Annotated in this window: 19 protein-coding genes; 8 read left to right on the top strand and 11 right to left on the bottom strand. The window is 70.0% G+C overall.

The window, feature by feature from the left end; all coding sequences use genetic code 11:
- Window positions 1-5 precede the first annotated feature (5 nt).
- The gene (locus V6R91_RS14295) at window positions 6-3,263 is read right to left on the bottom strand and encodes a hypothetical protein (protein WP_336395819.1); all 3,258 of its coding nucleotides are present in this window, start codon (window positions 3,261-3,263) and stop codon (window positions 6-8) included.
- Between the two features lie 154 nt (window positions 3,264-3,417).
- Between V6R91_RS14295 and V6R91_RS14290 the strand changes: the two genes are divergently transcribed.
- From V6R91_RS14290 to V6R91_RS14275, 4 genes are all read left to right on the top strand, one after another.
- The gene (locus V6R91_RS14290) at window positions 3,418-4,677 is read left to right on the top strand and encodes an ROK family transcriptional regulator (RefSeq protein WP_336395818.1); all 1,260 of its coding nucleotides are present in this window, start codon (window positions 3,418-3,420) and stop codon (window positions 4,675-4,677) included.
- Window positions 4,674-7,103, top strand: a complete 2,430-nt coding sequence (locus V6R91_RS14285; RefSeq protein WP_336395817.1) for a glycoside hydrolase family 2 protein — start codon at window positions 4,674-4,676, stop codon at window positions 7,101-7,103. The genes V6R91_RS14290 and V6R91_RS14285 overlap by 4 nt, the downstream gene beginning before the upstream one ends.
- A 358-nt stretch (window positions 7,104-7,461) precedes the next feature.
- On the top strand, window positions 7,462-8,487 hold the full coding sequence (locus tag V6R91_RS14280) for a LacI family DNA-binding transcriptional regulator (protein ID WP_442928126.1): 1,026 nt from the start codon (window positions 7,462-7,464) through the stop codon (window positions 8,485-8,487).
- An 8-nt stretch (window positions 8,488-8,495) separates the two neighbouring features.
- On the top strand, window positions 8,496-10,100 hold the full coding sequence (locus tag V6R91_RS14275; protein ID WP_336395815.1) for an FAD-dependent oxidoreductase: 1,605 nt from the start codon (window positions 8,496-8,498) through the stop codon (window positions 10,098-10,100).
- A gap of 30 nt (window positions 10,101-10,130) precedes the next feature.
- On the opposite strand, the gene V6R91_RS14270 is transcribed toward V6R91_RS14275, so the two are convergent.
- From V6R91_RS14270 to V6R91_RS14260, 3 genes are all read right to left on the bottom strand, one after another.
- Window positions 10,131-10,904 carry an alpha/beta fold hydrolase gene (locus tag V6R91_RS14270; protein ID WP_336395814.1) on the bottom strand — a complete coding sequence of 258 codons (774 nt, stop codon included), beginning with the start codon at window positions 10,902-10,904 and terminating at the stop codon, window positions 10,131-10,133.
- Window positions 10,905-11,013: 109 nt separating this feature from the next.
- The gene (locus tag V6R91_RS14265; protein WP_336395813.1) at window positions 11,014-11,643 is read right to left on the bottom strand and encodes a TetR/AcrR family transcriptional regulator C-terminal domain-containing protein; all 630 of its coding nucleotides are present in this window, start codon (window positions 11,641-11,643) and stop codon (window positions 11,014-11,016) included.
- Between the two features lie 171 nt (window positions 11,644-11,814).
- Complete coding sequence (locus V6R91_RS14260) at window positions 11,815-12,639, bottom strand: sulfite exporter TauE/SafE family protein (RefSeq protein ID WP_336395812.1); 825 nt, start codon at window positions 12,637-12,639, stop codon at window positions 11,815-11,817.
- An 84-nt stretch (window positions 12,640-12,723) separates the two neighbouring features.
- On the opposite strand from V6R91_RS14260, the gene V6R91_RS14255 reads away from it, so the two are divergent.
- Window positions 12,724-13,485: an AraC family transcriptional regulator gene (locus V6R91_RS14255; protein ID WP_336395811.1), complete on the top strand. Its 762-nt coding sequence runs from the start codon at window positions 12,724-12,726 to the stop codon at window positions 13,483-13,485.
- A gap of 170 nt (window positions 13,486-13,655) precedes the next feature.
- On the opposite strand, the gene ychF is transcribed toward V6R91_RS14255, so the two are convergent.
- Both ychF and V6R91_RS14245 read right to left on the bottom strand, forming a co-directional pair.
- Window positions 13,656-14,729, bottom strand: coding sequence for a redox-regulated ATPase YchF (ychF, locus tag V6R91_RS14250; RefSeq protein WP_219085113.1), 1,074 nt, complete (start codon window positions 14,727-14,729; stop codon window positions 13,656-13,658).
- A gap of 31 nt (window positions 14,730-14,760) precedes the next feature.
- Window positions 14,761-15,504, bottom strand: a complete 744-nt coding sequence (locus V6R91_RS14245) for a class I SAM-dependent methyltransferase (protein ID WP_336395810.1) — start codon at window positions 15,502-15,504, stop codon at window positions 14,761-14,763.
- A 79-nt stretch (window positions 15,505-15,583) separates the two neighbouring features.
- Between V6R91_RS14245 and V6R91_RS14240 the strand changes: the two genes are divergently transcribed.
- Both V6R91_RS14240 and V6R91_RS14235 read left to right on the top strand, forming a co-directional pair.
- Window positions 15,584-16,177: a 3'-5' exonuclease gene (locus tag V6R91_RS14240; RefSeq protein WP_336395809.1), complete on the top strand. Its 594-nt coding sequence runs from the start codon at window positions 15,584-15,586 to the stop codon at window positions 16,175-16,177.
- Between the two features lie 136 nt (window positions 16,178-16,313).
- On the top strand, window positions 16,314-17,690 hold the full coding sequence (locus V6R91_RS14235) for a DNA recombination protein RmuC (RefSeq protein ID WP_336395808.1): 1,377 nt from the start codon (window positions 16,314-16,316) through the stop codon (window positions 17,688-17,690).
- Here V6R91_RS14235 and V6R91_RS14230 read toward each other — a convergent pair.
- Window positions 17,665-17,877 carry a UDP-N-acetylmuramyl pentapeptide phosphotransferase gene (locus tag V6R91_RS14230; RefSeq protein WP_067247508.1) on the bottom strand — a complete coding sequence of 71 codons (213 nt, stop codon included), beginning with the start codon at window positions 17,875-17,877 and terminating at the stop codon, window positions 17,665-17,667. The genes V6R91_RS14235 and V6R91_RS14230 overlap by 26 nt on opposite strands.
- Before the next feature lie 211 nt (window positions 17,878-18,088).
- Window positions 18,089-19,108 carry a class II fructose-bisphosphatase gene (gene glpX, locus V6R91_RS14225; protein ID WP_067247511.1) on the bottom strand — a complete coding sequence of 340 codons (1,020 nt, stop codon included), beginning with the start codon at window positions 19,106-19,108 and terminating at the stop codon, window positions 18,089-18,091.
- Between the two features lie 182 nt (window positions 19,109-19,290).
- On the opposite strand from glpX, the gene fbaA reads away from it, so the two are divergent.
- A complete protein-coding gene (gene fbaA, locus V6R91_RS14220; RefSeq protein ID WP_336395807.1) occupies window positions 19,291-20,319 on the top strand; it encodes a class II fructose-bisphosphate aldolase in 1,029 nt (342 codons plus the stop codon).
- A 90-nt stretch (window positions 20,320-20,409) separates the two neighbouring features.
- Here fbaA and V6R91_RS14215 read toward each other — a convergent pair whose 3' ends face one another.
- The 3 genes from V6R91_RS14215 to V6R91_RS14205 form a co-directional block, all read right to left on the bottom strand.
- Window positions 20,410-20,895, bottom strand: a complete 486-nt coding sequence (locus tag V6R91_RS14215) for a COG4315 family predicted lipoprotein (protein WP_336395806.1) — start codon at window positions 20,893-20,895, stop codon at window positions 20,410-20,412.
- A 66-nt stretch (window positions 20,896-20,961) separates the two neighbouring features.
- Complete coding sequence (locus tag V6R91_RS14210; RefSeq protein ID WP_336395805.1) at window positions 20,962-21,633, bottom strand: zf-HC2 domain-containing protein; 672 nt, start codon at window positions 21,631-21,633, stop codon at window positions 20,962-20,964.
- Window positions 21,630-22,130, bottom strand: coding sequence for a sigma-70 family RNA polymerase sigma factor (locus tag V6R91_RS14205; protein WP_336395804.1), 501 nt, complete (start codon window positions 22,128-22,130; stop codon window positions 21,630-21,632). The genes V6R91_RS14210 and V6R91_RS14205 overlap by 4 nt, the downstream gene beginning before the upstream one ends.
- Window positions 22,131-22,219 lie beyond the last annotated feature (89 nt).

Here is a 22,219-nt window from a genome sequence, read left to right as displayed (position 1 = left end):
GCCGGTCACCCGACGAGCTGCGCGTCGCGGAACAGGTGCGGGTTCTTCGGGGTCGTGCCGATCCCGGATCCCCACTGCAGGAATCCCGCGCGCGAATCCCCGGCGGCCGCCCCGGTGTCGTCGTCGTTCACGAGGAACGACATCGCGAACGGTTCGGACGGAGCGCCGTCGAAGCCGAGCGCCGCCCACGGCAGCCGGACGATGTAGTGCGTGGTCCCCGCCGCCTCGTCCCGGACGATGTCCGCGGCGGCCTCCGGCGTGGGGCCCTTCTCCTGCCCCACGGGGGCGATGAACGTCTGCACGGCGACCCCGCCGTCGAGGAGGGCGGCGCCGATCTCGACGCTCTGCGCACCGTCCGCGCGGGGTGATCGATCCGATACGGCGAACTGGATGGAGTCGGTCTGCCACAGGTCCGCCGGTTCGCGCGCACCGTGATGCGACTCGTCGACGACGGTCGCGTCGAGGACCAGGCCACCGTCGTCGTACGCGACCGCGAGCGTGCCGCCGAGGTCCGCGGGTCCCGACAACGGCCCCGTGGTCGACACCCAGGACCCGAGCGCGCTCAGATCGATCGACGTCGCAGCGCTGCTCCCCTCGCGCTCGATCGCGCTGAAGGTGAGCTCGCCGCTCACCGAGGCGCCGCGGGCCCCCTCCCCCGCCTCGATCCGGAAGCGCTGCGGCACATAGCCGACGGGATCCCCGGCGTCCACGCGATAGGTGACGGTCTCACCGGCGCCGATCGGCTCGTCTGCCGGCCGCTCCCCCTGCGCGCTCGCGATCGCGAACCGGATGGCCCCGGGAGCAGCCGGCGCCGGGCCGTTGTTCGTCACCGCCACGTCCACGACATGCTCCCTCCGGCCATCTCCCGGAAGAATGCGGGGTTGGGCCGCGACGGAGAACTGGTCGACTGTGTCGGTGCGGGCGGACAGCAATGCCAGCGTCGTCGGCTCGCCCCCGCCGCGGGAGTCGGAGACGGCCACGCGCACGCCGCGGACGCCGCGCTCGCGTGTGGCCGGCAGGGTCAGGGTGCTCGTGAGCACTCCGGCATCGACGGAGAAGCCCGCGCTCTCGGTACCGGGCGCGGACGCGGTCAGTCCCCGGTGCGGACCATGCAGCGCGGAACGGTCCATGGTGACGACCGCGGTGACCGGATCGCCGGCGATGCTCGTGGACGGGAGGGCGAGCTCCGGGGCGTCCTCCGAGGCGATCACGGCATCCACCGCTCCGGACAGGTAGACCGGGTCCGCGTCGAGGTCCAGGACCGTCCCGTCCGCGCCGGGCGTGAAGGTGGTCACCGCGCCGCGGCTGTCGGTCAGCGTGAGCGGCCCGGTGCCGGTGACGCGCACCGCCGCGCCGTCAGGTGCCCACAGGACCCGGATCGCCCCGTCGGCGTCGGTGTACGGATAGGAGTACGCCCCCGCGTCCCCGAGGTCTTCACGCGGCTGCAGCTGCTTGCCGGTCACCTGTCGGATCAGCACGGCGGCGGCCACCGCGGCCGGCTTCGGCGAGACGCCGAGAGCAGCCTCGTCCGGGCGGGTGAAGATGCCGAAGTTGTGCTCCCGCTCGTTCGGATCCGTGCCGTCGTCCAGGGCCGAGTACCAGGTATAGACGTCGACGCCGGCGGCCATCACGAGCACGCTCGCGCGGACGAGGTCCTCGGCCTGCTGCGCCGGAGTGGATCCGATGGCATGTGTCGGCCAGCCGTTCTCGGTGATCCAGACCGGCACATCCCGGTCCCCCGCCTCTGCCGCGACGCGATCCACGACGTCCGGGAGAGCCGAAACGAGCAGCGTGTCCTCCGGCGGGGTGTTCTGGCCGTGCAACGCGTACCCGTACACGTTGAAGGCGAACGTGTCGATCGCGTCGATGCCGCCGTTCGCGAAGAACTCGTCGAACCAGGCCGCATCGATCCCGGATGTGATCGGCCCCATGACGTTCACGTCCGGGTTCGCGGCGTGCATCGGACCGTAGGCGGCCTTGAGCAGATCGACGTAGCAGGCGGCCGTGATCCCGCACGCTCCGTTGTTGAACCCTCGCCCGTTGAACTCGTTGTAGATGTTGAAGTCGCGGATCTCCGGCGCGTACTCCGCCGCGGTCGCGGCGGCGAAGGCGCCGTAGCCGGCGAGCCCTTCGGGGGTGCTCGGGGTCACACCGCCGTCGTAGAACGGGTTGCGATAGGCGACGACGCCCATCGGCTGCATGCCGAGCTCGAGCGCCTTCGCGCTCTTGGCATGGAACGCGTAACGGTCGAACGAGTACACGCCCTGGCTCTTCTCGATGAGCTCCCAGTTGACGTCGCCGCGGATGTGTCCGTAGCCGATGTCGGCGAGCGACTCCATCAGAGCGTCCTCCGCCGCTCCGTAGTGCCCGAAGTGGCTGCTGATGCCGAAGAAGGCCGACGGGTCGAGAGCGCCCTCGGGCGTCGGCGTGATGATGCCGAACGAGGCCTGCCGTTCGAGTCTCTCCCCCTGCACGTCGCCCCCGAACGCGATGCCGTAGTAGCCCGGCCCGAGGTCGGACACGTCCAGGGCGGCGGAGCCGTCGGCGTCCGGCACCAACACGCCCGTGCGCAACGACGTGCCGTCCTCGGCGCTGAGCGTGAAGTCGACGCTGTCCGCCATGGTCGCGATGTCCAGCGTCGCGTCGTCGGTGGTCAGCAACAGGCTCGGATCGACCAGTGACAGCCGCGGGACGTCGCTGAACGTGACGGACAACTCAGAGAAGCACACCGGCGGGATCACCCCGCCGGCCGCGTTCACCCCGATCCGGAAGTCCGCGCCGTTGGCGCCGTCGAGGAAGCGGATGGCGTCGAGCTGGAACGTGTGTGTGCGCCAGGTCCCGGTGCCCTCGAGCGTCGCCGAGGGCGAGGCCTGGAACCGTGAGGCCGAGCCGTCGTACTCGATCCGCATCGAGGTGGCGGCGGCGTCGAAGTACGTGACGGCGACGTTGGCGTAGCGCGACCCGGACGGCTTGGCTGCCGTGTCGACGTCGACGTACAGGTACTTGTTGAGCGGGTCCTGCGACATCGTCCAGCACTCGGTGCCGTCGACCGTGGTCGCCGCGTGTGCGGGATCCTTGTCGCGATCGCCCGGCCAGGCCGCGCGGATCCCGTCGTACGAAGGCGAGGCAGCGAGCACCGCGGACGCATGCGCGCCGGGAGTCGCCGCCGCGGCAGGCAACGCGACGAGCGTCCCGCCGGCGGCGGCGAGCAGGAGAGCGAGAGCCGCGGTGAACGCACGGCGAGACGATCGATCAAGGCGCACGGAAGACTCCTTCGTCAACGGGATGAGGCTACGTCGGATTAATCTAAAGTGTTTTCTAATTCCTGGTCAAGCGAGTGACGGAATCTGCCGATCGCCTCGATTACGCACCCCAGGGGCGCCTTGAGTATCTCTATGGCATGGATAAACTGAGGAAATGAGCCGATCGAGCACCGCGCGCCCGCTACGGGGAGGAACGCTTCCTCACCTCGCCGACTTCAACGAGACGATCGTCCTGGACGCCGTCCGCCGCAGCGAGGACGGCTGCTCCCGGGTCGAGCTCGCGCACCTCACCGGTCTGTCCGGCCAGAGCATCACGAACATCGTGCGCCGCCTCGTCGAACGCGACCTCGTCCGCGAAGGCGGCAGAGAGGCACCGGCGGGCGTGGGCAAGCCCCGCACGATCCTCCGCCTGAATCCGAGCGGCGTGCATGTCGTCGGCGTGCACCTGGATCCGTCCGCGATCACGTACGTGATGCTCGACTTCCACGGCCGGCCCGTCGCGTCCCTGTCGCACCGCACCCCTTCCGTCACCGAGGTCCTCCCGGTGCTGGAGGAGATCACCGCACACGTGGAGCGGCTGATCGCGGACTCCGGCGTCTCCCGCGAGAGCATCATCGGCGTCGGCATCGCGTCGCCGGGTCCGGTGGACGTCTCCGCCGGGATCGTGCTGAACCCGCCTCTCCTGCCGGGCTGGGTCAACGTCCCGCTTCGCGATCACCTGCAGGAGCACACCGGGCTACCCACCGTGCTCGACAAGGACGTGATCGCCGGCGCGGTGGCCGAGCAGTGGGCGGCCGGCCCCCGTCGCTCGCCTGACTCCGCCTTCATCTACGTCGGCACCGGCATCGGCGTCGGCCTGGTGCTCAACGGCCACGTGCTGCGCGGAGCCTCGAGCAACCTCGGCGACATCGGGCTGCTCCCGGTGTCGGCGATCGGAGAACCGGATGAGCAGCCGCGCGCGTTCGCCGCGCTCGGCGCGGTCGCCTCGGCCCACGTCGTGATGCGCGCCGCGGCGCGCCGCGGCATCCTCCCGCCGGACTTCGGCGAGGTGCAGCCGGCCGAGGCGGCCGCGGGGTTCCGCGTCCTGCGCGCGCTGGCGGACGGCGGCTCGGCATCCGCCCGCGACATGCTGGAGGAGATGGCGCACTATCTCAGCTCGGGCATCGTCACGATCACGAACATGCTCGACCTCGACACCGTGATCCTGGGCGGGCCGATCTGGCAGGAGCTGGCGCCGTACGCCCTGCCGATCGTCAGGCCGGCCGTGAACCGCCGGGCGGTCCCGGGGCAGCTCCACGAAGTCGTGGTGCGCGGCACGACCCTGGGCGACAACGTCACGGCGATCGGGGCCGGATGCCTCGTCCTGGACCAGCGCTTCTCTCCACGCTTCGCCCCGACGGCGGTGCGCGCATGAGCCTGCAGCGCCGGCTCCTGCATGAGGGGTGGACCGTGCGCGCCGGAGGCGGACCCGGGCCGGCCGCCGCCCTCACGGATCCTCTGCCGGCAGAGGTGCCGGGCTGCGTGCACGTCGACCTTCTGGCCGCGGGCGTCATCGACGACCCCTTCGTGGACGACAACGAGGCCGCGCAACGGTGGATCGGACAGACCGACTGGGTCTACGAGAGCTCGTTCGACTGGCATCCGGGCCCCGCGGCGCGCCACGACCTGCTCTTCGAGGGACTCGACACGATCGCCGACGTGTTCCTGAACGGCGCGGCCCTGTTCTCGGCGCGGAACCAGCACCGTCCGCACGGTGCCGACGTCACGTCCCAGCTGCGCGAGGGCACCAACCGACTCGAGGTGCGTTTCACCTCGCCGGTCCGCTGGGCGATCGAGCAGAGCGCGATCCTCGGGGCGCGGCCACGGCCGTATCCGCTGCCGTACGAGGCGATCCGCAAGTCCGCCTCGAGCTTCGGCTGGGACTGGGGGATCCACACCGCGACGAGCGGCATCTGGCGACCGGTCGCCCTGGAGTCCTGGTCCGTCGCGCGCATCGAGCGGTTGACGCTGCACGCGCAACCGCAGGACGACGACGGCACGATCACAGCCGACGTGGTGATCCGTCGCGAACCCGGCGTCGACGACGACGTGCGCCTGGTCCTGCGCACGGGCGAGGAGCGCGCCGAGGTCACGATTCCCCGCGGCAGCGACCACGCCGCGCTCACGCTGCACGTGCGCGACGTGCAGCGCTGGTGGCCCGTCGGCTACGGCGCTCAGCCGAGATACGAGGTCGCGGCGTCCCTGCTCCGAGACGACGTCCTGCTCGACACGCGGACGCGCCGGGTCGGCTTCCGCACGGTGCACTGGGACACGAACCCCGACGACCTCGGCACGCCCTTCGCCCTCCACGTCAACGACGTGCCCGTGCCGGTAAGGGGGGTCAATTGGATCCCGGACGACGCCCTGGTGACGCGCGTGGACGACGCCCGCTGCACCCGGCGGCTGCAGCAGGCGCTCGATGCGCACGTGAACCTGATCCGCGTGTGGGGCGGCGGACTGTACGAGTCCGAGCACTTCTATGAGACGTGCGACGAGCTCGGCCTGCTCACCTGGCAGGACTTCCTGTTCGCGTGCGCGGCCTACCCGGAGGAGGAGCCGCTTCGCAGCGAGATCGAGGCGGAGGCGCGGGCCCAGATCTCCCGGCTCGCGGACCATCCGTCCCTCGTTCTGCTGTGCGGCAACAACGAGAACCTGATGGGCTACGACGACTGGGGATGGCAGCGCTCCCTGGACGGCGCGACGTGGGGCGAGGAGTACTATCGCGGGCTGCTCCCGGATCTGGTCCATGAGCTCGCCCCCTGGGTGCCGTACGCACCCGGAAGCCCGTTCAGCCCGGACGGGAGACGGGCGAACGACGAGCAGCACGGACCGTCGCACCTGTGGGAGCAGTGGAACCGCGACGACTGGCGCACCTACCGACGGCACACACCGCGCTTCGCCGCCGAGTTCGGCTGGCAGGGCCCGCCGACCTGGACCACGCTGACGGGCGCGGTCCGGGACCGGCCGCTGACGCCCGAATCCCCGGGGATGCTCGTGCACCAGAAGGCGGAGAACGGCAACGCCAAGCTCCGCGACGGTCTTCTCGCCCATGCGCGGGTGCCCCGGGACATGGCGGACTGGCACTGGGCGATGCAGTGGAACCAGGCGGCGGCGATGCGGTTCGCGATCGATCGCTTCCGCACCCGGCCCGGCAACGCCGGAACGATCCTGTGGCAGCTGAACGACAGCTGGCCCGTGACCTCGTGGTCGGCGATCGACTACGGCGAGCGACGCAAGCCGCTCTGGTACGCGCTGCGTCAGGCCTACGCGCCCCGACGGATCGTGGCGGATCCGGTCGACGGCGAGATCGTTCTGCTCAACGGCGCCGCCGAGCCCTGGAAGACGGACCTCGTCCTGCGACGGATCGACCTCTCGGGCGCGGTGCGTGCCGAGACCTCGCTCCCCCTCGTCGTCGCGCCCCGCGGAGCGTCCCGCCTCCCGATCCCCGCAGCCGTCCAGAAGGCCGACGATCCTCGCGCCGAGCTCCTCGTGGCGGCCGCGGGCGCCCACCGGGCGGTCGGAGAGTTTGCCGAGCCCCGGGACACCGCCCTGGAGCCGGCACGACTGGAGGTCGCGGCGACACCCGTCGACGGCGGCTCCGTCGTTCGCGTCACCGCCGAGAACCTGGTGCGCGACCTCACTCTGATGGCGGACCGAGTGCATCCCGATGCCGAGGTCGACGACGCGCTCGTCACACTGCTGCCCGGGGAGTCCGTCGCGTTCCGCGTGTCCTATCCGGACGGCGCCGGATCCTTCGACGATCCACTCCTTCTGCGTAGCCTCAACGATCTGGTGGGCTGATCCCGGCGTCGGCGCTCAGGTGTCGGGGACGTCGCCCTCGACCTCGATGGGCGCTCTCCCGGGTTTCCGCATGCTCAACTCCCGTGTCGAGGGACGGATGACCGCGGCCATACCGAGTTGACGCGTGTCGCGCGCGTAGGTTATACGCATCATCAGACGATCGGCCTGATCCGCCCTGTTACCAGAACGTGATCATTAACCCCCTCCCCGCTGAACCCGGGGAATCAAAGGCTCTCCGCAGTTCTATGCTCCGAAAGCGTTCATCAGCGGGCTTGACCCGCGCCGGTGCGCCCGTCATGGTGGTAGGGAATCATCCGAATCCTCGGCGCTAATACGCATAATCAACGGTGGTGGATCAGTGACACAGCGAGTCACACAGGCAGACGTCGCACGCATGGCCGGAGTGAGCCAGGCGACGGTCTCGCACGTGCTGAACGGCACGTCCGACGCCAAACACCGCGTGGGCGAGAACACGCGATCCCGCGTGCTGGACGCGATCCGGCGCACCGGTTACACCGCGAACCCGTTCGCGCAGGCGCTCGCCAGCGGCCGCAACAGCATCGTGGGCGTGTTCACGTACGAGTCGGTCTTCCCGAAGGGGAGCGCGGACTACTACTCGCCCTTCCTCGAGGGCATCGAGGCGGGCGCCGAGGAGGTCGGCGTCGACCTCATGCTGTTCACGAGCGCGCCGACGCGCAGCAGCGGCCGCCGCACGCTGTCGGACACCGGATGGAACCGCATCTCGATCACCGACGGATGCATCCTGCTCGGACGCCAGGGCGACAAGTACGACATCCAGGCGCTGTCGGCCCAGCGCTTCCCGTTCGTCTTCGTGGGCCGCCGCGACTCCGACGAGTGCGTCGTGCCCTACGTCGGCGCCGACTACCGCAGCGCGACCCGTACCGTGATCGAGCACCTGCTGACCCTCGGCCACCGTCGCATCGCTTTCCTCGGCGACCTCGGCACCAGTGAGTCGGCCGCCGACCGCGTGCAGGGCTACCGCGAGGCCATGGCGTCCGCGGGCCTTCGGCCCATGCTGTTCAACGGTGAGGCGTTCTCGGCGTCGGAGGCGTTCACGCTGATCCGTGACCACGCCGCCACCGCCGCGGTCCTCGGCGCTGACTACCGCGCGGAGGAGATCCGCGCGGAGGCGGACCGGCACGGCGTCCGGGTGCCGGACGACCTCTCCCTCGCGATCCTCGGCCAGCCCACCAAGGCTCTCGCCGAGGAGCAGCGCTGGACCGGGTTCCGGGTTCCCCGCGAGGAGATGGGCTTGGAATCTCTGCGGCTGCTGGCCGCGCAGATCCAGGGAAGAGACGACCTCGAACGGCAACGGCTGCTGCCGTGCACGTTCGCCGAAGGAGAGACGGTGGCAGCACTGTGAGTACGGACATGACCGCGGACATCCTGATCGTGGGAGGCGGCCTCGGCGGAGTCGCCGGCGCCCTCGCCGCCTTGGAGGCGGGACGGCGCGTGATCCTCGTCGAGCAGTACGACTGGCTCGGCGGTCAGCTCACCTCGCAGGGCGTGCCGGTCGACGAGCACCCGTGGATCGAGGAGATGGGCGCGACCCGCCGCTACCGGGCGCTGCGCGACGGTATCCGGCAGTACTACCGCGACCACTTCCCGTTGACCGAGGCGGCCCGGCAGCACCCCCGTCTGAACCCCGGCGCGGGCTCGGTGTCCAAGCTCTGCTCCGAGCCCCGGGTGGGTGCGGCCGTCATCACCGGCATGCTGGCCCCGTGGCTGTCCGCGGGTCGGCTGCAATTGATCAAGCCCGCCGTCGCGGTCGGCGCCGACGTAGACGGCGACGAGGTGACCGCCGTGCACGTGCGCCGCCTGGACGACCAGCGCGAGGTGCGGGTGCAGGCGCGCTACGTCCTGGACGCGACCGAGACGGGCGAGCTGCTGCCACTGACCGGCACCGAATACGTCACGGGGTTCGAGTCCCGTCACGACACCGGCGAGCCCAGCGCGCCCGAGGAGGCGCAGCCCGACAACTGGCAGGCGCTCAGCGTGTGCTTCGCGGTGGACCACGTCGAGGGCGACCACACCATCGACAAGCCCACGCAGTACGAGAAGTGGCGCGCCGTCCGGCCGGACTTCTGGTGGGGCCCGCTGCTCGGCCTCACCTCGCCGCACCCGCGCACCCTCGAGGCCGCTCCCCGCTCGTTCGTGCCGAACACGGATGAGGATCCGTTCACCGTGCAGGCGGATCAGAGCAAGGACCCGGGCGATCAGAACCTCTGGATCTACCGGAGGATCGCGGCCCGCAAGCTCTTCGAGCCCGGCTTCTATGACAGCGACATCACCCTCGTCAACTGGCCGTCGATCGACTACTTCGATGCCCCGGTGATCGATCAGCCCGCCGACGTGGTCGCCCGCCGCCTCGAGGACGCCCGGCAGCTGAGCCGGTCGATGCTGTACTGGCTGCAGACCGAGGCGCCCCGGCCCGACGGCGGCACCGGCCTGCACGGCCTGCGGCTGCGCCCCGACGTGATGGGCACGGCGGACGGTCTCGCGCAGGCCCCGTACTTCCGCGAGTCTCGCCGCATCCGGGCGCTCACGACGGTCACCGAGAACGACATCTCGATGACGATCCGCGGCGACGCGGGTGCCCGCCTGTTCCACGACTCGGTCGGGATCGGCATGTACCGCATCGACCTGCACCCCTCGACGGGCGGCGACAACTACATCGATGTGCCCTCGTGCCCGTTCCAGATCCCGCTCGGAGCGCTCATCCCGCAGCGGATGCGCAACCTGATCGCCGCCAACAAGAACATCGGCACCACGCACATCACCAACGGGTGCTACCGACTGCACCCCGTCGAGTGGAACATCGGCGAGGCGGCCGGTGCCCTGGCCGCCACCTGCATCGACGACGGCGTCGAGCCCCGCGAGATCCACAGCGATCCCGCCCGGCTCACGCGATTCCAGGCCGCTCTCGAGCGGCAGGGGGTCGAGCTCAGTTGGCCGAGCGGAATCGCCGGCTACTGAGCCGGAGACTGCGACGACTTCCACCTGGGCTCAGGGCGCCGCCTGCAATGCCCGTAAGACGAGGTCAGGAGATGTCATGGCGAAGTAGTGGCCTGCCCCGGGGATCTCGTGCAGCGTTGCGGATGGCAGGCGTGATGCCGCCCAGCGTGCGACACCGATGGGCACGTTGCCGTCTGCGGTGCCGTGCAGCAGTCGCACCGGGTGTCCGATCGATTCGATCCCCTCGGGTAACGGGCGGTGGTAGCGTCCGAGATCCTCGACGCCGGCCCGTGCTCCCTGTGCGGTGCTGGCGGCGACGTCTGCTGCCGCGAGTGTCTTCGCGTGAGGGTCGGACATCACGGCGCGGTCTGCCGACGGCCAGGCGGCGACGTTCGCCTCGCGGGTGTTCCGGAATGGGCCGCGTCCCTCGAGCATTGCGGTCGCAAGTGCCGGGCACCACCTGCTCACCCGATACAGCACCGAGATTATGGGGATGCGTCCGACCAGTGCCGATCGCGGGGCGCCGGGGATCATGCCGCACACGAGGACCAGTCGAGACACACGGGCTGGTGCCGCTGAGGCAAGAGCGAGCGCATATCCGGCACCGCCGGAGAAGCCCAGCACCGCGACCTTCCCCAGCCCGAGTGCTTCGAGGAGTGCCAGCGCGTCGGCATCCCATGTGTGGAACCCGTCCTGGCGTTTCGGTGACGTACCGCCGAACCCAGGTCGATCAGGAGCGATCAGGCGGACACCCGCCACGCGAGCCGCGCTGTGCAGGGGCAGCAGCTGGTAACGCGAGCCCGGGGAGCCGTGCGATGCGAGCACGGGGATACCACCCGGGTCGCCGAGTTCACACCAGGTGATCCTACGACCGCCTGCTACGGCGAGAGTGCGAGTCTCAGGAAGATCCACAGTCTCCATGGTCGGTCCCCGATCAAGCCTTGAACGTTTGTTTCTCGATCCCCGCGAGCAGAAGTTGGAGGCCGGCCTCGAAGCGTCGGTCGTAGTCGCTGTGCTCAACGAACACAGAGACGTCGCGGCGGGACGTTGAGATCCGCATCAGTTCGATCTCGCCGCGCCCAAGCCGGATCGCCACGTGCCCTGTGACGAAGTCATGCACGGCGGCGTAACCGTACGCCGCTTCTTCCGGAGAGAGCCCGGCAACGGCAAGGGCATCGACGACCCGATGCGCTACGTCGTCGGCGGCGGGGGCATCGAGCGCCGCCTGCCTGTGCGCTTCGAGCACGAGCGGATGCCGCAGCAGCAGATCTCGCAGGCTGTAGGCGAAGATCGTCACGACATCACGCCACGCCTCCGGCCATGAGACGCGGGCGACAGCCTCCTCAACGAGCGACGCGATGAGCGCGTGGCGTAGGGCGTCGATCCCACCGCTGGCACGATGAACCGCCATGGGAGAGACGCCGAGCCGCTCGCTGAGCGCACGGAAGGTGACGGCGTCGAGTCCGTTGTCGTCCGCGAGGTCCGCTGCGGCGGCGAGCAGTTGGCCGAGATCGACCGAGGGTTTCCGGCCGGATCTTGCGCCGACCGTGGGTCGGGAGGTCATCCCCCGACAATAACGTTACGCGTAACGAATTGCCAGCGTGAACGGGATCCTTGAGATCAGCGTCTCCACCTCTCGCTGCCGAAGGCCCCCTCCCCGACACGATTGATCCGGATGAGGTCAGAAACGCCCGGCAGCGTCGCGTTGCCCCTGGGGACCTACATCCGCGATCCGTCACTCAACCGGCACCGGAGACGTCGGAAGCGACGAGACGAGCATCGCTCCCAACGCGACGACAAGGAGCCCGACGTAGGTCCATGCGTGGACGCGGTCCGGGATTCGAGGCGGGCGACGCCTCAGCAGCACGATGATCGGAACCGCACCGACGAGAAGAAGCGCCGCAGCGCCCAGATCAACCACTCCGACCGCTAGCACCATCCCCCCTGCTCCCTCGTCGTGGCGCGCAAACAGGTACACAACGGCGGCGGGGACACTGATCGCGAGAGTGAGCGGGTTCGCGAGCGTCGTGGCCTGACTCATCGGCGATCCGCCGCGTCTCAGGAGCGGCACGGTCATGACGCTGCCGCCGACTCCGAGGAGCGACGCGATCGCGCCGATCGGCAGGCCCCAAGCGGTCGGGATCGCAGAGCGGGAGACGCCGTCGGGTGTGGTGTCAACGGAACGGACGAACCCGGGCCGGACGAGAACGTCGACGATCGTGACGGCGACGTACGCCATGAATCCCCACGAGCTGATTCCCGGCGGCACGAGCAAGGCGACCACGGCCCCCAAGAGCCCGCCAACGGCGAGCAGGACCACCAGCGCACCTCGGCCTCGAAGGTGAGAGAGCGTCTGACGGGAAGTGGTCGCCGTGGCGACGGATGCATTCACGACCATGACGACAGCTGAGGTGGCGATCGCGACTGTTCCGGCCTGCGGTCCGACTACGGCATCCGCCCAGACGATCACAGGGACGGTGACGAACCCGCCGCCGAATCCGAAAAGCACCGTGGTCAGGCCGGTGATAACACCGATGAGGACGAGTGAGAGAACGATCACTGGACTCATTCCAGTGGGTGGACGCCTCGCATGCATTCGATCACCAGCCGAGATGCTTCGAGTTTCGGCCATTAGCCTGGAGAGATGCGGGATGTCACTCTTGCCGCCGTCGACGCGCTGCCGACGCCGGTGCTTCCCATCGCAACCGCCTACCCCCCGACACACCTCTTGGCATGGCATGAGCATCGCCGTGCGCAGTTCCTCTACGCCGCGACCGGAACCATGCAGGTAGAGACCGAACACGGAGCGTGGACGGTCCCTCGGGAGAGAGCCGTCCTGATTCCCCCTCGGAGACGCCATCAGGTACGGATGCTGGACGTGGAGACCCACAGTCTCTACATCGAACCGTCGGCGGTCCCTTGGTGGCCACAATCAGCATGTCGGGTCGTCGAGGTCGGGCCGCTCCTCAGGGAACTGCTCGCGTCCTCGTCGGACATCGATCCGCGCGACGGACTGAGCGACAGGGACAAGTGCGTGCTGGAGTTGATCCTGCAAGAGTCGTCCCTGCTCGAAGACGTGCCACTGCACATCCCGATCCCGAGGGCCGCGCCCTTCGCGCAACTGTGCCGGCACTATCTCGCTGCCCCGGACCTCGCCGCCGACAACGCCACTTGGGCGGGGGAAGCTCAGATGAGCGAACGAACCTTCACCCGGGGATTCCGCGCAGAAACCGGGATGAGTCCAGCTTCCTGGCGATCCCGCGCTCGTCTCCTCGCAGCGATACCACTCTTGCGTCACCAGAGTGTCGCCGACGTCGCAGGACGACTGGGCTACGCCACGCCCTCCGCATTCTCTTACGCCTTCACCCGTACCTTCGGGACGGCACCGTCACAGCTTCGAGGGTAGCCGTGGCAGTGCTCTCTCTCCCGTCGGCCGTCTCTCGCGCGAAGCGCGCTTTGAGCGAGGCGCTGACACGGTCACGGGTCACGCCGCGGTTCGCTCCCGGCAACCGAGATGTCGTGGGAGTACACGCAGCTGAGACGCTCATGTAAGCGTGTCGCTCCTTCTTTCCTGCGCTATACGTTGAAGCGGAACTCCACGACGTCGCCGTCCTGCATGACGTAGTCCTTGCCCTCCAGGCGCGCCTTGCCCTTTGCGCGGGCCTCCACGACCGAGCCGGTCTCCACCAGGTCGTCGAAGGAGATGACCTCCGCCTTGATGAAGCCCTTCTCGAAGTCCGTGTGGATGACGCCGGCGGCCTGCGGGGCCTTCCAGCCCTTGCCGATGGTCCAGGCGCGCGCCTCCTTGGGCCCGGCGGTGAGGTACGTCTGTAGCCCGAGGGTGTCGAAGCCGATGCGCGCGAGCTGGTCGAGCCCGGACTCCTCCTGGCCCGTGGAGGCGAGCAGTTCCGCCGCGTCCTCCGGGTCGAGGTCGATGAGCTCGGACTCGATCTTCGCGTCCAGGAAGATCGCCTTCGCCGGGGCGACCAGCGCCTCCAGCTCCGCCTTGCGGGCGGTGTCGGTGAGCACCGCCTCATCGACGTTGAAGACGAAGATGACGGGCTTGGACGTGAGCAGGCCCAGCTCCTTGATCGGGGCCAGATCGATGCCCGACACGGACAGGAGCTGTCCGCGCTCCAGCGCGTCCTGAGCCGCCTTGGCGGTCTCGAGGACGACGGGGTCGGTCTTGCGCCCGCGGACCTCCTTCTCCAGGCGGACGATCGCCTTCTCGAGAGTCTGGAGATCGGCGAGCATGAGCTCGGCGTTGATCGTCTCCAGGTCGCCCTTCGGGTTGATCTCGCCGTCCACGTGGACGACGTCGTCGTCGGCGAAGCCGCGCACGACCTGCGCGATCGCATCGGCCTCGCGGATGTTCGCCAGGAACTGGTTGCCCAGCCCCTCCCCCTCGCTCGCCCCGCGCACGATCCCGGCGATGTCGACGAACGACACCGTGGCCGGGAGGATCCGCTCGCTCCCGAAGATCCCGGCGAGCACGTCCAGCCGCGCGTCCGGGAGGTTCACGACGCCGACGTTCGGCTCGATCGTCGCGAACGGGTAGTTCGCCGCGAGCACGTCGTTCTTGGTGAGGGCGTTGAAGAGGGTGGACTTGCCGACGTTGGGCAGTCCGACGATTCCGATGGTGAGAGCCACGGGGTACGAGTCTACCGGCGCGGGGCCCGCCTCAGGATCCGCGGATCGCGCGATAGGCGACCGTGACGTACGGCATGTCGAGGGTCTCGTTCTCCGCCAGCCCGAGCTCGTCGAAGAGGGCGTCCATCTCCCGCTGGATCCGGTCCTTCTCGTCCGTGGAGGCGGTGATCACATAGCTGCGCGAGCGAGCCATGGCGTGAAGCTCGACACGCGTCATCGCGCGGGTCCACTCCCATCGCCGCTCCTCCACCGGACCGAAAGGATCGGCGACGACCACGCTGTTCTCGGCGATCATCCGCTCGGCGGCGCTGCCGTGCATGATCGCCGTGAGCCGCCGGATCCACGCGACCCGCTCGTCGCGCACGTTCCAGATGAGACCCAGCACGCCACCGGGCCGCACCACGCGCCCGACCTCGCGGGACGCCGCCACCGGCTCCACCCAGTGCCAGGCCTGCCCCATGACGGCGGCGTCGGCGACGGCGTCCGACAGAGGAAGGGCCTCCGCGGTCCCCCGCACCGTGGGCACGGCGGGTGTGCGCGCCCGGAGCGCGGCGAGCATCTGCGGATCGGGGTCGACGGCGGTCACGGTCACGCCGCCGAGCCCGAGCACGCCGCGCGTGAGCTTGCCCGTTCCGGCGCCGATGTCCACGACCGCACGCGGGCCGTCGCCCAGCGGCTCGAGGAGCCAGGCCACGGCCTCCGCCGGGTAATCGGGGCGCCCGGTCTCGTAGCTTCCGCTCTCCGACCCGAAACTCGTCGCGCGCTCCGATCCCATGGCGTCAGCCTACGCGCCGATCCACGGTCACCCGGCGCGCCTGAACGCCGGGCGGGGTCTTCGGACGGAGGCTGGGGACGTGCCCCTGGACTTCACCGCGATCGACTTCGAGACGGCGAACTCCTCCCCCGCATCCGCCTGTTCGGTCGGGCTCGTCCGCGTCCGCGACGGCGAGGTGGTGGCCACGGCGGGCTGGCTGATCCGCCCGCCCGCGGGCCACGACCACTTCCAGGAGTGGAACGTGCGGATCCACGGGATCCAGGCGCATCAGGTCGCCGATGCCCCCGCATGGAGCGATCAGCTCGATCGCCTGTGCGGCTTCGCGGGCGCAGACGTCCTCGTGGCGCACAACGCGGGCTTCGACCTGAACGTGCTCCGGCGCGCCTGTGAGGCGACCGGCGACGCCGTGCCGCCGTATCGTTCGCTGTGCAGTCTGAACGTGGCTCGCCGCGTCTACGACCTCGACTCCTACCGGCTCCCCCGAGCCGCGGCCGCCGCCGGGTTCGGCGAGTTCCCGCACCACGACGCCCTCGCCGATGCACGGGCCTGTGCGCAGATCGTCATCGACGCCGCCCGTCGCAACGACTCCCGCACGATCGAGGAGCTCGCCGACGCGGTCGGCGTCCGGATCGCTCCGGCGCCCGTGCCGGAGCCCGCGCGCGCCGTCGCCTGAGTCCTTCGAGTCCCGATGCCGGTTCTGGGGCGCATCTCGGGGTGATCACCCCCCGAAGCGGACCCCGAAGCCCCGACTGCCGCCCCGAAACCGAGCCGAACCCGCCGATGTCGGTGGCACCGCTCAGGATGGGCGCATGGAAGCAACCATCGTCGTCGTGGCCCTCGTGGCCCTCGCCGTCGGCGCCGGTCTCGGCTGGCTCGCGGCGCGTGCCCGATCCGCGTCCGCGGTGGCCGGGCTCACCGCCGAGGCCGCCGCGCTTCGCGAAGACAGGGATCGCCAGTACGACCTGTATCGGGACGCGGTCGAGCACGCGCGTGAGCAGCAGCGCGTCGCCGCCGATCGAGCGCAGCGCGAGAACGCGGTGCTCACGGCCCTCGCGCCGGTGGCGGAGTCCCTGCAGCAGATGCAGCGGAAGGTCTCCACGCTCGAACAGGACCGCCACGCGCAGTTCGGTGCGCTCAGCGAGCAGCTGCGCCTCGCGCAGGAGTCCGATGCGGCGCTGCGCGCCACGACCGAGTCCCTCGCCGGCGCGCTGCGCTCCAGCGCCACGAGGGGTGTGTGGGGCGAGACGCAGCTCCGCCGCGTGGTGGAGGCGGCGGGGCTGACCCGACACGTGGACTTCGACCTGCAGGCGACGATCACGTCCGATCGTGGCCGGGGCCGCCCGGACATGGTGATCCGCCTGGCCGGCGGCGCGTCGATCGCCGTGGATGCCAAGGTGCCGCTGGACGCCTATCTGGAGGCAAGCGCGCTGTCCGGGACCGACGACGCACGGCGCCGGACGCTCATGCAGCAGCACGTCCGCGCGGTCCGAGCCCACGTCGACGCGCTCGCCAAGAAGGCCTACTGGGGAGGGCTGGATGCCGGGCCCGAGTTCGTCATCTGCTTCCTGCCCACGGAATCGCTCCTGGCCGCCGCCATCGACGAGGATCCGACGCTCCTCGACTACGCCTTCTCGCGCCGTGTGGCCCTCGCCTCACCGGTGAACCTCTGGGCCGTGCTCAAGACCGTCGCCTACACCTGGACCCAGCAGGAGGTGTCTCACGAGGCTCGGGCGCTGCTCTCCCTCGGGACCCAGCTATACGACCGCCTCGGCACGCTCGCGGGGCACGCCGACGACCTCCGGCGGGCACTGGAGCGGACCGTGGACAGCTACAACCGATTCGCCGGATCCCTGGAGAGCCGTGTTCTCGTCACCGCCCGGCGCTTCCCCGGTGTCGACGCCTCCGCCCTCGCCGAGCCGGCCAGGATCACCGACGCGACGCGCCGGTTCAGCGCCGAAGAACTGACCTTCAGCGCAGAAGAACCGAGCGCGGCGTCAGAGGGCGATCAGACGGTTCTGATCACCGCGGACCTCGGGGAGCTCCGCACGAGGCTGGACCCGGCGGACCCGGGTGACGAGGAGAACCGATACCACGCGGCGGACGACCACGGGGCGAACGACCTGACGAGTGCCGGGGAGTCGGGTCAGGAGTCGGAGCAGATCACGCCCCGCCGGGAACGAGACTGAGGAGGGCGATCACTGCGCCGGAGAAGAGCACGAACGCACCGATCATCCACCAGGCGCTGATCTCCTGGCCCTCGGGCCTGCGGACGCGGAAAAGCACATCGGGCCGACGCGCCGCGTCCATCTCGATGACGGTGACGGTGCCGGTGTCGGTGACCGAGGTCTGCCGGTACACGTTCTCGGAAGCCATCCGTTCGCCCCTCTCGTCGCGCGCGACCGGAGCCCTCCCGATGCGCTGCAGGCGGGACCTATTGTGCCAGGCTCAGCCGGGAAGTCCCCGCGCCACGATGTGAAGGCTGTTTCGGCTCGATAACGATGCCGCGGACGACCGACCGGCGATCACCGACTCGTTCGGCTCCCCGGCCGGCCTCGATCACTCCCCGACGATGCGCCGTACCGGCTCAGAGCCACTTGGAGACGAGGTGCTCCGAGGCGATGCGGCGCAGCGTCCCGGAGTGGCTGCGCAGCACGATGCTCTCGGTGTAGAGGTAGCCGCCCTCGCGGCGCACGCCCGCCACGAGCTGCCCGTCCGTCACGCCCGTCGCGACGAAGATCGTGTTGTTGCCGCGGACGAGGTCGTCGGCCTCGTAGACCTTGTCCATGTCGAGACCGGCATCGATGCCGCGCTGGCGCTCCTCGTCGTCCCGCGGCCACAGCCGCCCCTGGATGTGCCCGCCGAGGGCCTTGATCGCGCAGGCGGTGACGATGCCCTCGGGGCTGCCCCCGATGCCGACGCACATGTCGGTGCGCGCACCATGCCGGGCCGCGTTGATCCCCCCGGCGACGTCGCCGTCGCTCATCAGGCGGGTCCCGGCACCGGCTTCACGGATCTCGCGGATGAGGTCGTCGTGTCGCGGACGGTTGAGGACCGAGACGACGATCTCCTCCACTGGCTTCTCCAGCGCGGCGGCGAGACGACGGATGTTCTCGCCGATCGGGAGGCGGATGTCCACGACGCCGACGCCGGCGGGACCCGTGACCAGCTTGTCCATGTAGAAGATGCTCGACGCATCGAGCATCGTGCCCCGGTCGGACACCGCGATGACCGACAGGGCGTTCTGGCGTCCGGCGGCGGTCAGAGAGGTCCCGTCGATCGGATCCACGGCGATGTCGTATCCGGGCCCGCGCCCGGTGCCGACCTGCTCGCCATTGAAGAGCATCGGGGCGTTGTCCTTCTCCCCCTCGCCGATCACGACGCGGCCGTCGAAGTCGACCGTCCCGAGGAACGCCCGCATGGCGTCGACGGCGGCGCCGTCCGCGGCCTCCTTGGCGCCGCGCCCGATGAACGGCACCGCCCGGATCGCCGCCGCCTCCGTCGCACGCACCAGCTCCAGGGCCAGGTTGCGGTCGGGACGCAGGGGGCTCAGCTCCGCAGAGGAGGACGAATCGGCAGGGGCGGTCTTCTCGACGGGGGTCACCATGCCGCCAGCCTAGAAGCAGAGCGCGCAGGGATCGCGGCTTTTGCGCCCACGTCGACCGAAAGAAACACGCTTCTTTCGCGCACCGAAGTTCTGACGGTTCGACGGCGTCCGAAACGGATCGGATCACGCGGATCTGCGGCGATAGAGTGGCACTGACCCCGTCGCTCAGCACAGGAGATGCCATGCCCGTTGCCACCCCGGATCAGTACGCAGAGATGCTCGATCGCGCGAAGGCGGGCGGATTCGCCTACCCCGCGTTCAACGTCTCCAGCTCGCAGACGATCCACGCCGTCCTGCAGGGCCTCACCGAGGCCGGATCGGACGGCATTATCCAGGTGACGACCGGAGGCGCCGACTACTTCGCCGGGCACACCGTGAAGGCCCGCGCCACCGGCGCCCTCGCCTTCGCGAAGTACGCGACCGAGGTGGCGAAGTCGTACCCGGTCACGGTCGCGCTGCACACGGACCACTGCCCGAAGGACGCGCTGGCCGGCTTCGTCGAGCCGCTCATCGCCGCCTCCGAGGAAGAGGTCAAGGCCGGCCGCAACCCCATCTTCCAGTCGCACATGTGGGACGGCTCGGCGGTGCCGCTCGCCGAGAACATCGAGATCGCCAAGGATCTCCTCCCCCGCATGAAGAACATCAACGCGATCCTCGAGGTCGAGATCGGCGTCGTCGGCGGCGAGGAGGACGGCGTCCGTCACGAGGGCTCGAACGACGCGCTCTACACGACCTTCGCCGACGTCGACCAGGCCGTCCAGGCCCTCGGTCTGGGCGAGCACGGGCGCTACATCGCGGCGCTCACCTTCGGGAACGTGCACGGCGTGTACAAGCCGGGCAACGTCAAGCTGCGCCCGGAACTGCTCGGCGACATCCAGGCCCAGGTCGCGGAGAAGTACGGTACCGACGCGAAGCCCCTCGACCTCGTCTTCCACGGCGGCTCGGGCTCGACGGACGAGGAGATCGCCCTGGCGGTCGCCAACGGCGTCATCAAGATGAACATCGACACCGACACGCAGTACGCCTTCACCCGCTCGATCGCGGGCTATATGTTCTCCCACTACGACGGTGTGCTGAAGGTCGACGGCGAGGTGGGCAACAAGAAGCTCTACGACCCCCGCGCCTGGGGCAAGGTCGCCGAGACCGCGATGGCCGCACGGGTCGTCGAGTCGACCCGTCAGCTCGGCTCGTACGGCCAGTCCCAGAGCTGAGTTCGCGTGCCGCTGCAGCGGCGCCGACCGACCTGATCCCGGAGAGCCGGGACCACCGCGCCGCCGGATCACCCGGCGGCGCGGTGTCGTTCATCCCCCGACCTTCGCCCCCGTCGCGTCCACCACCCACCACACGTCCTGAACGCTCTGCCCGGCGACGTCCCCGGCCGCCGCGTCCCCGGCGAAGGTGTACAGCGGCCACCCGTCCAGCGTGATCCGCTTCTTCCCGTCCGGGGCGTCGATCGTGCCCAGCTCACCCGTGATCCCGTCCCCCACCGGCTCGGATCCGGCGGCGAGGATCGGCGGCCAGTTGCCGAGGCACGCACCGGTGCACGCGCTCTCGACCGCGCCCTGGGTGTCCTTGTCGAACACGTACGCCGTCATTCCGTCGGCGGTCACGACGATCTCCCCGAGCGCCGTCTCGGCGAGCATGAGGTCCGCACCCGAGGAGGGGGCGTCGCCGTACCCGCCGGCATCCGAGGCCGGAGGCGCCGAGGTCTCCGCCGCTCCCGGCGAGCCGCAGCCCGCCAGGAGCATTCCGAGGGCGAGCGCCCCGATCGCGAGTGTCCTGCGCATGATCTCGTCCTTCCCGCGCTCCGCCGTGAAGCGTCACCGGTGAAACGAGACGACACGGCCCGCGGTTCATCCGATCCGCTCGGTCTCCAGGTCCTGGCGCAGGATGACATCGCCGGCGGCGTTGCGGACCTCCACCGCTCGGATGTCCGGCAGCCGTTCGGCGACGCCGGCGGACACCCGCGCGGTACGGCCCGGTTCCACCGTCCACGTGGACAGTTCCGTCGCCGCGCCGGAGGCGTCGATCACCGTGAGCACGTAGGTCCAGCCGGCATCGGGCGCATTCGCCCCGTACGCGCACTCCATGTCGATCCGTGTGCCCCAGGCGACCGGTGTCAGCTCGACCGTGGCCGTGACCGGCACGGAGACCGCCGGCTCCAGAGCGACGGACACCGCGGGGTGCGGGCTCAGGGCGACGAGGGCGATCGGCACGGCCACGGCCACCGCGGCGGCGACGGCCGCGGCCGCCCAGACGAGGCGCTGTCGGCGACGCCGTCGCGCCCGGGCGATCTCACGGAGCCGATCGGCGGCGGGGTCCCGCGGCGCGGCGCCCAGGCTCTCCGCCCGCTCGGCGGGGATCCGGGAGAGCAGTCCGACCACCGGAGTGAGCTCGGACACCGCGGTCCGGCACCGCGCGCAGTGCGCCAGGTGCGCCTCGAACCGGGATCGGTCCGCGGCGGACAACGCCCCCATCGCATAGGCGGCGTCCCAGGTCGCGTAGCGTTCGTGTTCCCCGCTCACCGGGTCACCCCTCTCTCCTGCAGTGCCAGTCGCAGCGCTCTCAGTCCGTAGTGCATGCGCGACTTCACGGTCCCCTTCGGGATCCCGAGCTCGCCCGCGATCTCCTCCACGCTGCGCCCGCCGAAGTAGCCCGCGACGATGACGGCCCGGTGCTCCGCGCTCAGCGCGGCGAGCGCGTCCTCGATGAGCAGAGCGTCGATGAGGCGGTCCGTGTCGTCCGGCGCGGTGCCCTCGGGCACCTCCGGAACCGCGCGCTCGTGGCGGCGCCGGGCGCTCCGGGCCTCGTCGATCACGAGATGGCGGGCGACGGTCAGCATCCAGGCGCGCGAGGTGGCCGCCTCCTGCTCCAGGATCCTCGGCGTCCGCCACGCCCTCAGCAGCGTCTCCTGGACGACGTCGTCCGCCGACGACGCGTTGCCGGTCAGATGCACGACGTAGCGCCGGATGGGCCCGGCGTGCACGTCGTAGAGCGCCGCGAGCCGTTCGTCGTCTTCCACAGTCCGCCTCCCTCTGTGACACGAGACGGAAGCGCCGGCGGTTCATCTGAACCCGGACGCGGTGTGCGTCGTTCTCTCAGTATGGACGC

The organism is Microbacterium sp. CCNWLW41 (assembly GCF_037083505.1).
This window is presented reverse-complemented; position numbering and strand designations above follow the sequence as displayed.

Coding starts and splice junctions, on each gene's coding strand:
- V6R91_RS14290 (WP_336395818.1), top strand. CDS start 3,418: ATGAGCCGATCGAGCACCGCGCGCCCGCTACGGGGAGGAACGCTTCCT.
- V6R91_RS14285 (WP_336395817.1), top strand. CDS start 4,674: ATGAGCCTGCAGCGCCGGCTCCTGCATGAGGGGTGGACCGTGCGCGCC.
- V6R91_RS14275 (WP_336395815.1), top strand. CDS start 8,496: ATGACCGCGGACATCCTGATCGTGGGAGGCGGCCTCGGCGGAGTCGCC.
- V6R91_RS14265 (WP_336395813.1), bottom strand. CDS start 11,643: ATGACCTCCCGACCCACGGTCGGCGCAAGATCCGGCCGGAAACCCTCG.
- V6R91_RS14255 (WP_336395811.1), top strand. CDS start 12,724: ATGCGGGATGTCACTCTTGCCGCCGTCGACGCGCTGCCGACGCCGGTG.
- V6R91_RS14245 (WP_336395810.1), bottom strand. CDS start 15,504: ATGGGATCGGAGCGCGCGACGAGTTTCGGGTCGGAGAGCGGAAGCTAC.
- V6R91_RS14235 (WP_336395808.1), top strand. CDS start 16,314: ATGGAAGCAACCATCGTCGTCGTGGCCCTCGTGGCCCTCGCCGTCGGC.
- V6R91_RS14230 (WP_067247508.1), bottom strand. CDS start 17,877: ATGGCTTCCGAGAACGTGTACCGGCAGACCTCGGTCACCGACACCGGC.
- glpX (WP_067247511.1), bottom strand. CDS start 19,108: ATGGTGACCCCCGTCGAGAAGACCGCCCCTGCCGATTCGTCCTCCTCT.
- fbaA (WP_336395807.1), top strand. CDS start 19,291: ATGCCCGTTGCCACCCCGGATCAGTACGCAGAGATGCTCGATCGCGCG.
- V6R91_RS14215 (WP_336395806.1), bottom strand. CDS start 20,895: ATGCGCAGGACACTCGCGATCGGGGCGCTCGCCCTCGGAATGCTCCTG.